12 protein-coding genes and 1 pseudogene are annotated in these 12,001 nt (G+C 64.6%); 4 read left to right on the forward strand and 9 right to left on the reverse strand.

The genetic code is table 11. The features are described from left to right. Window positions 1-6: 6 nt before the first annotated feature. The 8 genes from I6F38_RS37415 to I6F38_RS37450 all read right to left on the reverse strand — a co-directional run bounded on the left by I6F38_RS37415 (window position 7) and on the right by I6F38_RS37450 (window position 7,683). Complete coding sequence (locus tag I6F38_RS37415; RefSeq protein ID WP_225163926.1) at window positions 7-750, reverse strand: 2OG-Fe(II) oxygenase; 744 nt, start codon at window positions 748-750, stop codon at window positions 7-9. Window positions 751-1,005: 255 nt separating this feature from the next. Then, window positions 1,006-1,692, reverse strand: a complete 687-nt coding sequence (locus tag I6F38_RS37420) for a DUF2848 domain-containing protein (RefSeq protein ID WP_225163927.1) — start codon at window positions 1,690-1,692, stop codon at window positions 1,006-1,008. Continuing rightward, on the reverse strand, window positions 1,685-3,034 hold the full coding sequence (locus tag I6F38_RS37425) for an amidase (RefSeq protein WP_225163928.1): 1,350 nt from the start codon (window positions 3,032-3,034) through the stop codon (window positions 1,685-1,687). Before I6F38_RS37425 ends, I6F38_RS37420 begins: the two co-directional genes overlap by 8 nt. A gap of 92 nt (window positions 3,035-3,126) precedes the next feature. Continuing rightward, on the reverse strand, window positions 3,127-3,846 hold the full coding sequence (locus I6F38_RS37430; RefSeq protein WP_057015727.1) for an ABC transporter ATP-binding protein: 720 nt from the start codon (window positions 3,844-3,846) through the stop codon (window positions 3,127-3,129). Then, entirely contained in the window at window positions 3,836-4,564 is a 729-nt protein-coding gene (locus tag I6F38_RS37435; protein ID WP_225163929.1) for an ABC transporter ATP-binding protein, read from the reverse strand. The genes I6F38_RS37430 and I6F38_RS37435 overlap by 11 nt, the downstream gene beginning before the upstream one ends. Continuing rightward, the gene (locus I6F38_RS37440) at window positions 4,554-5,474 is read right to left on the reverse strand and encodes a branched-chain amino acid ABC transporter permease (RefSeq protein WP_092083308.1); all 921 of its coding nucleotides are present in this window, start codon (window positions 5,472-5,474) and stop codon (window positions 4,554-4,556) included. Before I6F38_RS37440 ends, I6F38_RS37435 begins: the two co-directional genes overlap by 11 nt. Beyond that, a complete protein-coding gene (locus I6F38_RS37445; RefSeq protein ID WP_225163930.1) occupies window positions 5,467-6,390 on the reverse strand; it encodes a branched-chain amino acid ABC transporter permease in 924 nt (307 codons plus the stop codon). Before I6F38_RS37445 ends, I6F38_RS37440 begins: the two co-directional genes overlap by 8 nt. Window positions 6,391-6,435: 45 nt before the next feature. Then, window positions 6,436-7,683, reverse strand: coding sequence for an amino acid ABC transporter substrate-binding protein (locus I6F38_RS37450; protein WP_225163931.1), 1,248 nt, complete (start codon window positions 7,681-7,683; stop codon window positions 6,436-6,438). Between the two features lie 231 nt (window positions 7,684-7,914). Here I6F38_RS37450 and I6F38_RS37455 point away from each other — a divergent pair, with 231 nt between their 5' ends. From I6F38_RS37455 to I6F38_RS37470, 4 genes are all read left to right on the forward strand, one after another. Continuing rightward, complete coding sequence (locus tag I6F38_RS37455; RefSeq protein ID WP_016841161.1) at window positions 7,915-8,328, forward strand: Zn-ribbon domain-containing OB-fold protein; 414 nt, start codon at window positions 7,915-7,917, stop codon at window positions 8,326-8,328. A 4-nt stretch (window positions 8,329-8,332) separates the two neighbouring features. Then, complete coding sequence (locus I6F38_RS37460; protein WP_092083354.1) at window positions 8,333-9,472, forward strand: thiolase; 1,140 nt, start codon at window positions 8,333-8,335, stop codon at window positions 9,470-9,472. A gap of 109 nt (window positions 9,473-9,581) precedes the next feature. Next, window positions 9,582-10,496 carry an SDR family oxidoreductase gene (locus I6F38_RS37465; RefSeq protein WP_018270553.1) on the forward strand — a complete coding sequence of 305 codons (915 nt, stop codon included), beginning with the start codon at window positions 9,582-9,584 and terminating at the stop codon, window positions 10,494-10,496. A 190-nt stretch (window positions 10,497-10,686) separates the two neighbouring features. Continuing rightward, a complete protein-coding gene (locus I6F38_RS37470; RefSeq protein ID WP_225163932.1) occupies window positions 10,687-11,799 on the forward strand; it encodes an SMP-30/gluconolactonase/LRE family protein in 1,113 nt (370 codons plus the stop codon). On the opposite strand, the pseudogene I6F38_RS37475 reads toward I6F38_RS37470, so the two are convergent. Beyond that, a pseudogene (locus I6F38_RS37475) lies at window positions 11,766-12,001 on the reverse strand (hypothetical protein); the annotation flags it as partial. The gene I6F38_RS37470 and the pseudogene I6F38_RS37475 overlap by 34 nt on opposite strands.

Raw genomic sequence — 12,001 nt, forward strand, 5'->3', positions numbered from 1 at the left:
TCGCACTCACTTCGCGTCGTGGAAGATCACACCAACGGTGTGGCGATGGCCGGAGCGAATCCTGCTGACGCCGTGGCGCAGATTGACACGATACGGTCCGCGCGTCCCCTGCACCGGGCGATGATGCACGGCAAAGGCCACCGCATCGCCCTTGGTGAGCGGCACCACCTCGGGCCGCGACTGCATCCGCGGCCGCTGCTCGGTCAGCACGAATTCGCCACCCGTAAAATCGCGCCCGGGCTGCGACAGCAGGATCGCGACCTGGATCGGGAACACATGCTCGCCATAGAGATCCTGGTGCAGGCAGTTGTAGTCGCCCTCGCCATATTGCAGCAGCAGCGGCGTCGGCCGCGTCTGTCCGGCGTCATGGCAGCGCTTCAGGAACGCCGCATGCGACGCAGGATATCGGATATCGATCCCCATCGTCTCGTTCCAGCGATTGGCTGTCGCGGTCAGCCGCGTATAGAGCGCCGGCCGCAGCTCCGCGATCAGGTCCGGCAGCGGATAGGAGAAGTATTTGTACTCGCCGCGACCGAAGCCGTGACGGCCCATCACGATCCGGCTACGGAACTGGCTGTCGTCGGGATACAGCGCGGCGATGGCATCGCATTCCTCAGGCGTCAGCAGGCCGTTGAGGACGGCGCAGCCCTGCCCGTCGAGATCGGTCGTGATCCCGTCCCAGTCGAGCCCGTCGACGCGGGCCGGGATGCCGGTGGGTGGACGGGTGATGGTTTTGGCTGTTGCTGTCATGGGACGGAATCTGGCCCCTGATTGCGGCCAGCGCCACCCGATTTCCGATCGAAAAGATGCAGAGAACGTCACCACAATTACGGTGTCGTCCCGGCGAAAGCCGGGACCCATAGCCACCGTCGTCAGTTGTTGAGATCGCTGAGGCCACAGCGTGCCAACCACAACACTCTGTGGTTATGGGTCCCGGCTTTCGCCGGGACGACGCACGTGGAGAAAGCGTCGGTCATCTCCCTCACAACAACGCGCGGCGAGCGATCAGCCCCTTACCGGCAGCGTGATCACGTCGTAGCCGTGGCTAATCTTCCGCTTCGCCACCGGGTCTTCCAGCTCGAACTCGAACCGGCTGGCCGGGCGGATGCCGCCCTTGGCGGCGAAGGTGCCGCCGAACATGGCGCAGCCATCCGGCAGCGCGCCCTGATCGAAGCCGCGCGCGATCAGGTCCTTCACCGGCAGCATGTGATCGAGCGTGCCTTCCTGGTAGAGCACGCGCTGGCCGCCGATCACCGCCCAGGAGCGCAGCACCAGCTGGTCCCAGTGGCCGATGACGTCCTCGAGCTCCCACAGCTCCGACGCCATCGGCTTGTCGCACATCTGTTTCGACACGGTGACGCTGTAGCTCTCGACCTTGCGGTCGGTGTGGTCGGAGCCGCAGCCGACGAAGGTGCGGCCCTGCCAGCCGATCAGCACGAACTCGACCTCGCCGCTGGAGTCCTCGCCGCAGACTTCGATGGCATCGGCGAAGGTGAGCCGGCGCGCCGAGCAGCGGTAGTAGATCGGCGTGGTCGCCGGCCGTGCAATGCCGAGCGCCTCGAGCTCGGCGATGTGCTTGTCGCGCGCCACCGGATCGCGGCCGGTCCAGCCGGCGATCACGGCCTGCCTGATTTCTAGTGTGAGCGGAGTGGCGACGCCTTTGTCGTCGACATTGAAGGTGAGATCAAACACGGATCACGGTCTCCATTCCGGCAGCGAGCTCGAAAATGCGCCGATCCGAACCGCCCGCGGCGGCGAGCATCAGGCCGACCGGTGCCTCGCCCTCGCGATGCGCGGGCAGCGAGATCGCGCAGCCGTCGAGCACATTGATCAGCGTGCAATTGCGCAGCGCGCGCAAATTCTCGGTGGCGAACGCCTTGTCGTCGGTGAGGCTGGTGATCGTTGGCGGCAGGTTCGCCGTGGTCGGCAGCACCATCGCATCATAGGGCGCGATCCGATTCTCGGTGCGGGCGATGAAGGAGCGGCGCGCGTTGAGCAGATCGATATAGTCGGCGGCAGGAAAGCCCTCGCCGCGCTGGATGCGCACGGCGACGCGCGGATCGTAGATGTCGCCCTTGCTGGCCAGCAGGAAGCGATGCCAGGCATAGCTTTCGGCGGCGGCAAAGCCACCCTTGGCGTTCATGACGCCGACATCGAGCAATTCGGGCACCTCGATCCGCTCGATCAAGGCGCCTGCGCGCGACAGCGCCGCAAGCGCGCGCTCGAAGGTTTTCGCGACGGCATCATCGAGGTCGTCGAGCGCGACCGTGGTCGGCACCGCGAGCCGCATGCCTTTCACCGGGCGCGGCGAGACCGGCGTCACCGGCTGATCCGCCAGCACCGCGTCGAGCGCGGCGCAGCAGGCCACCGAATTGGCCAGCGGGCCGTAGCTGTCGAGCGTGAACGACAGCGGCACGCCGCCATCGAGCGGAATCCGGCGTTGCGTCGGCTTGTAGCCGACGATGCCGTTGAAGGCGGCGGGAATCCGGCAGGAGCCGCCGGTATCGGTGCCGAGCGCGCCGAACGCCATGCCGTCCGCGATCGAGACCGCCGCCCCCGAGGACGAGCCGCCCGGCACGTGGCCGACGCTCCGGTTCCAGGCGCTCTTCGGCGTGCCGTAATGCGGATTGATGCCGATGCCGGAATAGGCGAACTCCGTCATGTTGGTGCGGCCGATCACGATGAAGCCGGCGCGCTTGAGCCGCGCCACGACAGGTGCATCGGCATCCGCCGGCGCCGAATCCTCCAGCGCGCGCGAGCCCGCCCGCGTCACCTGCCCCTTGATGTCGAACAGGTCCTTGATCGAAACCGGAATGCCGGCAAATGGCGACGGCGCGGCATTGGCCTTGCGCAGCCGGTCCATGGCGTCGGCGGCCTCGAGCGCGGCGTCGCGGTCGACATGGATGAAGGTGCGTTGGCCCTCGCCTGAGGGATCAGCGATTTTGGCGATGCACTGCTCGACGAGCTTGCGGGCAGAGGTCGCGCCGCCGGCGAGATCGGCGGCCAGGGAGGCGAGTGTCGGATTCTTGGGCATGGTTTTCACTTCACGGCTTGCACTTCATGGCTTGCAGCTGATTGTCGCGCGAACCGGGGCCGATTTCCAGCCCGCCGGCGCCTCACCTCGCATCACTTCAGCCCGAAATAGGCGCGGTGCAGCTCTTCATTGCCGCTCATCTCGGCAACCGTGCCGGAGAAGCGGATCCGCCCGCCTTCCAGCACGAATACGCGGGTGGCAATCTCGAGAAAACCGATATTTTGCTCCGCGATCAAGAGTGCCAGTCCGCGGCCCTGCAGGCTCGACAAGGCGCGCAGCACCTCCTTGACGAACAGCGGCGACAGCCCGGCCGAGGGCTCGTCCATCACCAGCAGCTTCGGCTCGGCCGACAACGCCTTGGCGATGCCGAGCATCTTGCGCTGACCACCGGACAGGCTGGATGCGGGGTCGCGGCGCTTGTCGCGCAGCACCGGGAACAGGCCGTACAGTTCGTCGACCCGCGCCCCCGGATTGGCATGGCCCAGCGCCTGCGCGCCGACGCGGATATTTTCCTCGATCGACAGGTCGGGAAACACCGCAAGCTCCGACATGTAGGTCATGCCGCGCTTCATGCGATCCGACGAGCGCATCCTGGTGATGTCCTCGCCGCCGAGCTTGATGTGGCCGCTGCGGGCCTCGATCAGGCCGACCAGCGACTTCAGGAACGTGGTCTTGCCCGCGCCGTTGGCGCCGAGCAGCAGCACGGTCTCGCCGGGGCGGACGTCGAGATCGACGCCCCACAGCACCTGCATGGTGCCGTAGCCGGCATCGACGCCCCTCGTGTCCAGAAGCGACACCGCATCAGTGGGCATGCTCGCCTCCCAAAAATACCTCGATCACCTGCGGCTCGCGTACCGCGGTCGCCAGCGTGCCCTCGAAGATCTCCTTGCCCGCATTGAGCACGATGACGCGGTCGGTGATCTGTTCGATGAAGCCCATCAGATGCTCGACCACGATGATCGCCATGCCGGTCGCGGCCAAGGCCTTGATGCGGCCGGCGATCCAGTCGAGCTCCGCCGGGTTGAGGCCGGCCGCGAGTTCGTCGAGCAGCAGCAGCCGCGGCCGCGTGGCGAGCGCACGGGTCAGATCGAGCATCTTCTGCTGCGCGCTGTTGAGATCGGCGGCCGGACGGTCGGCGACCTCCTTCAGCCTGAAATCCTCGAGCAGTTCGGCAATCGACGGCGCACCGGTGGCACCGCCATAAGCCAGCGCCACCTGGATGTTCTCGCGCACCGTGAGCGAGAGGAACGGCTTCGGCACCTGGAAGGTGCGGTTGATGCCGCGATGAACGAGCTTGTGCGAGGCGACGCCGCCGGCGGACGCGCCGTCGAACACCACCTCGCCGCCGTCGGGCGCATAGAGACCGGAGATCACGTTGATCGCCGTGGTCTTGCCGGAGCCGTTCGGGCCGACCAGCCCGAGGATCTCGCCCGGCACGACGTGAAAGCTGAGGCCGTCGAGCGCATGGAAACCGCCGAAGCGCTTGACCAGCTTGGAGACCTCAAGGATCGGGCTTTTCTCAGGGGACATACCACCCCCTGCGCGTTGCCAGCGACACCAAGCCTGCGGGCAGGAACAGCACCAGGCCCATAATCAAAAGGCCATAGATCAGCTGGAAATATTGCGGCGTGGTGAAGCCGATCAGATTGTAGATGCCGTAAAGGATCAGCACGCCGACGATCGGGCCGGTGATAGTGGCGACTCCGCCGAACAGCGCGAACACGATCGCGAAGATCGAGAACTCGCCGGAGAACACGTTGTCCGGATAGAACACCGAGACGTACCAGGCGTAGATGCCGCCGGCGAGGCCGGCGACCAGCGCCGAGGCGAGCCAGGCAATCACCCGCATCTTCACGATATTGACGCCGGCCATCGAGGCCGACACCGCATCCTCGCGCACGGCCTGCAGCGCCAGCCCGAACGGCGAGTTCTTCAGATAGACCACCGCACCGACCGTCAGCGCCATCACGACGACGGCCGCATAGTACGCGTGGGTCGGGTTGAACGTGCCGGTGAGCGACACGCCGTAGGGGCCCTTGGTGATGCCCTCCAGCGCCGGATTGGCGACGAAGTGCAGCACCGCGAGCGAGGCCGCGAGGTTGGCGATCGCGAAATACGCACCCGACAGCCGCAGCAGCGGCGTCAATAACAGGCCGAGCGCCACCGCCACGACGCCGCCGACCAGCACGGCGAGCGGTGCCGGCGTCTGCAGATGCATCACCATGATGGCGAAGCCATAGGCGCCGGCGCCGAAGAAGCCGACATAGCCGAACGGCAGATAGCCGGTGAAGCCATAGATGATGTTCACGCCTTGCGCGAGGATCAGGAAGATCACGAAGTTGAACAGCAGCAGATGGTTTTGATAGACGCCGGGCAGCAGTGCGAACACCACCACCAGCGGCGCCAGGATGAACAGCAGGTGTTTCGAGGCGTTATGCAACGCGCACCCGCCTTCCGAGCAGACCGCTCGGGCGCAACAACAGGATCACGATCAACAACACATAGGGCAGCAGGTCGGCCCAGGAACTGAGATAGGTCTGCACCAGCATGTAGCAGAGACCGTAGACGACACCGCCGAGCGCGGTGCCGAGCGGATTGCCGAGCGAACCCAGCACGACGATCGCAAACGACGTCACGGTCGCGTCGGCGCCGAACGCCGGCGTCACCGAGCCGAACATGAAGGGCGCGAACACGCCGGCGACCGCCGCGATGCCGAGCCCGATACCGAACGCCGCCGCCGAGACGCGATCGACATCGATGCCGGTCGCCAATGCCTCGTCGCGGCGTGACATCACCGCGCGGGTCAAGGTGCCGAGCCTTGTGTGGTAGAGATAGAGGTAGACCAGCGCGATCGCGATCAGGCTGGTGATGGCCGCGATCACCCAAGGCGCGGGAAAACCCTGGCCGAAGATCTGGATCGGCCCTGCCCCGCCCGCCTTGCCGCCGAACCACTTCACCTTGATGGTCGTGAACACGGTGCCGAGCAGCCGGCTCTGGATCGAGCGCTCGCTGGTGCCGGCGAAGATCGTGGTGACGGCCTCGATCACCTGCGACAGGCCGAAGAACAGGATGATCGACAGCATTTCCGGATTGGCCGAGCCCTGCAGCCGCGGCACCAGCACCCAGTACAGCAGCACGCCCACCAGCACGAAGACCACGAAGGCCAGCGGCACCGCGAACAGCGGGTCGATGCCGGCGAGGCCGACCACGCCGAGCGCGATGAAGGCGCCGAGCATCAGGATGTCGCCATGCGCTAGGTTGACGATGCGTATGACGCCGAACACGAGATTGAGACCGATGCCGACCAGGCTGAAATACAGCCCGAACAGCACGCCGGCAACCAGCGCATAGGTCATGCTACCGCTCGCCGCCGAAGGTTACGCCTGCCGCACTCACCTGCATCACGGCGCCGGATAGATCGGCTTGCCGTTGGCGGTGTCGTGCGGATAGATCGAGACGAACTTGATGTGATCGTGCTCGTCGACCGTGAGCTGGCCGAGCGGCGTCAGTTCACCGATCTGACCGCCGGTCTCATCCAGCGCGAAAGTGCCGTCCAGCGTCTTGAGCTGGCCGCTGAGCGAGAACACCGCGCGGCGCAGCTCCATCTGGTCGAGGCTGGTCGCAACCGACAGCGTCTTCTCGATCACCAGTGCAGTGGTGTAGCCGGCCACCGCATTGAAGCCGAACTCCATCTTGCCGTCGTTGTACTTCTTGGTCCAGGCGGCGCGGAAATCCTTCATGTTCATCCCGAAATTGACGGGATAGTCCAATTCGGACGGCGGCACATAGGTCCAGATGTGCTCGAGGCCCTTGGCGCCGACATTCTTCTCGAGCAACTCGGTCTCGAGGCCGGCATAGATTGCGAACAGCATCTTGAACTTGGTGCCGACGTCCTGGACGTTGCGCAGGAAGGCGATGTCGTTCGGCGCATAGCCGAAATGGATCACCGCGTCCGGATTGGCGTTGCTGATGTTGTTGATGATGACGTTGTAGTTGGTGGTCTCGGTCGGAACGCCCTGGTCATAGACGATCTCGATCGGCGCGCCGGACTCCTTGACGAACTTGCGGAACGCGTTGGCCTGGGTGCCGGTGAACTCGTTGGTCGAATAGAGGATCGCGACCTTCTTGATGCCGAGGCCAGGGCCGTCATGGCTGATGAAGTCGGCGACCGGCTTCGGCCACACCGTCGATACCGGATCGGCCATCAGCGCGATGTAGGGATTGTCCTTGGAGAAGAAGCTCGCGCCGGTGCCGGTCTGGTCGAACAGGAACATCTTGTGATCGCGCGCGATCGCAACCGCGGGCGCCGTCAGCACCGATCCGGAATCGGCGACCAGGAGATCGACCTTATCCTGGGTGACGAGCTGATTATAAAGCGTCGAGGCGGTCGCGGTGTTGCTCTGGTCGTCATAGGAGACGAGCTTGATCGGGATCTTCTTGTCGAACGCCTTCACGAACACGCCGCCCTCGGCGTTCTTCTGTTCGACCCATAATTTCAGCGAGCTGTAGACCGGCATCGAGATCGAGGCGTAGCGCCCCGACGACGCATAGAGCGTGCCGATCTTGATCTCCGACGGTGCGTCGGCGGCCATCGCCTGCGTGGCAAATGCGAGGCTGGCAGCGAGTGCCGCGCCGATGATCCTCAGCATGATATGTTCCTCCCGGCTATCTTGAACGTGTCTTGGACGTATCTTGGACGCGGCCCTTCTACGCGCCGGATCGGAGCGACACAAGCATCGCGGCCTTAGCAATTGTGCGAGGGGCGGAATATGCGGCATGCGCGGGACACAGGCCGCTGCGCGGAGCATGGATGGACCGTTGACGCGCCTTGGTTCAATATCGCATCAAGATCGTAACGATTTCGGGAGGAGACATCAGACATGGCCGAGCCCGCGCGCGCGAAACCAAAGCCGACACCGGAGACCCAGCATTTCTGGGATGGCACCAAGGCCGGCGAGCTGCGCCTGCAGCGCTGCGATGCCTGCGCCAATGTCTACTTTCCGCCGCGGCCGTTCTGCCCCTCCTGCGCCTCGCGCAAGGTCTCGATCTTCAAGGCCAGCGGCAAGGGCAAGCTCTACAGCTACGTCATCAACCACCGTCCCGCCGCGCCCGGCTTCACGCCGCCTTACGCGATCGCCGTCGTCGAGCTCGACGAGGGCCCGCGCATGATGAGCAACATCATCGATTGTCCGCAGACGCCGGAAGCGCTCGAGCTCGACATGCGGCTCGAGGTCGCCTTCGAGGCGCTCGACGACAAGATTACGCTTCCTTTGTTCCGTCCGGCAAAGGGATAACGCAATGCGCAGGAACCAGGTTGCCGTCGTCGGCGCGGCCGAAACCACCGAACTCGGTGTCATCCCGAACATGTCGCAGATCCAGCTGCACGCGGACGCGGCGCTGAATGCGATCGCGGACGCCGGCCTGAAGCTGTCGGACATCGACGGCTTCGCTACCGCGGTCGAGACCCCGCAGCAGATGGCGCACTATCTCGGCATCACGCCGACCTGGGTCGATGGCACCTCGGTCGGCGGCTGCTCCTTCATGCTGCACGTCCGCCACGCCGCCGCCGCGATCGAGGCCGGCCTCTGCAAGACCGTTCTGATCACGCATGCCGAAAGCGGCAAGTCGATGATCGGCAAACAGCCGCGCTTCACGCCCGCCGACAGCCTCAACGGCCAGTTCGAGGCACCGTTCGGTGTCTACGGGCCGCCGAGCATGTTTCCGATTCCCGTGCTGCGGTTCATGAAGACCCACGGCATCACGCATGAGCAGCTTGCGATGGTCGCCGTCGTGCAGCGCGAATGGGCGGCGAAGAATCCGCGCGCGACCATGAAGGATCCGATCACCGTCGCCGACGTCCTGAACTCGCGGATGATCGCCTATCCGTTCCGGCTGCTGCAATGCTGCCTCGTCACCGACGGCGGCGGCGCGCTGATCCTCACCTCGGCCGACCGCGCCAAGGATTTTCCGAACAAGCCGGTCTACATCCTCGGCACGGGCGAGAGCGTGGAGACGCCGATGGTCAGCCAGATGAAGACGTTCGACTCGTCACGCGCCTTCAAGGTGGCGGGTCCCCTGGCCTTCAAGGAGGCCGGCATCACCCACAAGGACGTCGATCATCTGATGATTTACGACGCCTTCGCGCATCTGCCGCTCTACGGCCTCGGCGACCTCGGCTTCATGCCGTATGAGGAGACCGGCAAGTTCATCGCCGACGGCAACACCCGCCCCGGCGGCAAGCTGCCGCTCAACACCAATGGCGGCGGCCTCAGCTACATGCACTCCGGCATGTACGGCATGTACGCGCTGCAGGAGAGCGTGCGGCAGATGCGCGGCATCGCGCCGGCGCAGGTGCCGAACGCGAAGATCTCGGTCTGTCACGGCGTCGGCGGCATGTTCGCCGCAAGTGGCACGATCATCTTTACGAACGAGAAGTAACAACTCCGTCGTTCCGGGGCGCGCGAAGCGCGAGCCCGGAACCTCGAGATTCCGGGTCTGGTGCTTCGCACCATCCCGGAATGACGGAGAGCAAACCAGGAGAACCAACATGGCAAAATCACTGCAGGATAAAGTCATCATCGTCACCGGCGCGGGGCGCGGCATCGGCCGCGAGATTGCGCTGCTCTGCGCGGCGGAAGGCGCCAAGGTCGTGGTCAACGATCCCGGCGGCGCCGCCGATGGCGCCGGCACGAGCGCCGCGCCCGCCGAGGAGGTAGTCGAGGAGATCAAGAAGCGCGGCGGCACCGCGGTCGCCAATTTCGAGTCGGTGGCGGAAGCGATCCCCGCCAGCAAGATCGTCAAGACCGCGACCGATCATTTCGGTCGGCTCGACGGCGTCGTCAACAACGCCGGCATCCTGCGCGACATGATCTTCCACAAGATGAGCGTGGAAGCGTTCGAGGCCGTCATCAAGGTGCATCTGATGGGCTCGTTCTATGTCAGCCACGCCGCGGCGCGGATCTATCGCGAGCAGGAGTCGGGCTCCTTCGTGCACTTCACCTCGACCTCCGGCCTGATCGGCAATTACGGCCAGGCCAACTACGCCGCCGCCAAGCTCGGCATCGTCGGCCTGTCGAAATCGATCGCCCTCGACATGGGCCGCTTCAACGTGCGCTCGAACTGCGTGTCGCCGTTCGCCTGGACCCGCATGATCGGCACCATCCCGACCGAGACCGACGCCGAGAAGGCGCGCGTCGAGAAGATCAAGCAGATGGGACCGGAGAAGATCGCGCCGGTCTGCGCCTATCTGCTCTCGGACGCGGCCAAGGACGTCACAGGACAGATCTTCGGCGTGCGCATGAACGAGATCTTCCTGTTCGGCCAGCATCGTCCGGTGCGCTCGGTGCATCGCGGCGAAGGCTGGACGCCCGAGACCATTGCCGAACACGGCATGCCGGCGCTGAAGGGATCGTTCGCCAAGCTCGACCGCTCGGCCGACGTCTTCACCTGGGATCCGATCTGAACTTGATCTGATCCTCCGATCCGATCTGACAGATTTATGAACTAGTCGCCTCCGCGAACTCCGCGCGCAATCGCGCGCTAGGCGGGGGCGACACACTCTTTGGTTGTTTCATCATTGCGTGCCCGCATTGTGCCAGAATTGCGGGGGTATGATCGTCCTCCCGATAACAAAAAAGCCTGGGAGGACTTTCGTGACAAATCCAAGCAACATTCAGAAACACGAGGGCGACGGTGCGAAGGCGTTCGACCGTCGGACAATCTTGCGCGGCGCAACCGCGCTTGCTGCAACCGCGATGGTGGCATCCGATGCCGCAGCGCGCGACTTCGGCCCCAACGCGGAGCCGCAGCGCTATCCCGATCCAGACATCGTCGTGATCGACGACAAGCGCTTCAAGGCCAAGGTCGGCAACACCGCGATCAAGCGGCTCTACACCGGCTGCCTGTGGGCGGAGGGCCCGGCCTGGAACGCGCAGGGCCAGTATCTGGTCTGGAGCGATATCCCGGCCAACCGGCAGTTGCGCTATCTCGACGATGACGGCCACATCTCCGAGCAATTCCACAAGCCGTCAAACGAGGCCAACGGCTCGACCTTCGATTTCGAGGGCCGCCAGATCACCGCCGAGCGCACCCGGCTGGTGCGCTACGAGCACGACGGAACCGTCACGCCCTTGGCGGAGCAGGCCAATGGCAAGCAGCTCAACGGGCCGAACGACATGGTCGTGCATCCCAACGACAAGTCGATCTGGTTCACCGATCCCGGCTATGGCGCGATCTCGATCTATGAGGGCCAACTGGCCAACACGGGATCGAAGCAGCCCTACCAGAAGGAAGCCGTGTATCGCATCGATGCTGCGACCGGTCAGATCACCAAGGTTGCCGACGAGCCGTTCAAGCCGAACGGCATCGCCTTCAGCCACGACTACAAGAAGGTCTATGTCTGCGACACCGGCATCACGCACTATCCGAATGCCAAGAACATCGTCTGGCAGTACGACCTCAACGGCGACAAGCTCTCCAACCCGCGCACGCTGATCGACATGACGCTGGACGGCAAGTCAGGCTTCCCGGACGGCCTGCGTGTCGACATCGACGGCAATATCTGGGTCGGCGCCGGCTGGGTCGGACCGGGCTACGACGGCGTGCAGGTGTTTGCGCCCGACGGCCAGCGGATCGGCCAGATCCTGCTGCCGGAGACCTGCGCCAACCTCACCTTCGGCGGCAAGAAGCGCAACCGCCTGTTCATGACGGCAAGCCAGTCGCTCTACGCCGTCTATGTCGAGACGAAGGGCGCGCACAACTGCTGATCTAACCGTCGTCCCGGCGAAGGCCGGGAGGTGGATTCACATTCGAAGTGCAACACTTGAGCAAAGGACTCGGCAGGCGTGCGGTAGTCAAGGCATTTGCGCGGGGTGTTGTTGTAGGCGGCGATGAACTGGCGGAATCTGGCGGTCGAGAGGGTTACGAGATCCGTCTTGCGGGGAATAAAGCGGCGCATCCTGCCGATGG

Origin of the sequence: Bradyrhizobium sp. BRP56, assembly GCF_020194035.1 — a bacterium.
Taxonomy (GTDB): Bacteria; Pseudomonadota; Alphaproteobacteria; order Rhizobiales; family Xanthobacteraceae; genus Bradyrhizobium; species Bradyrhizobium australafricanum.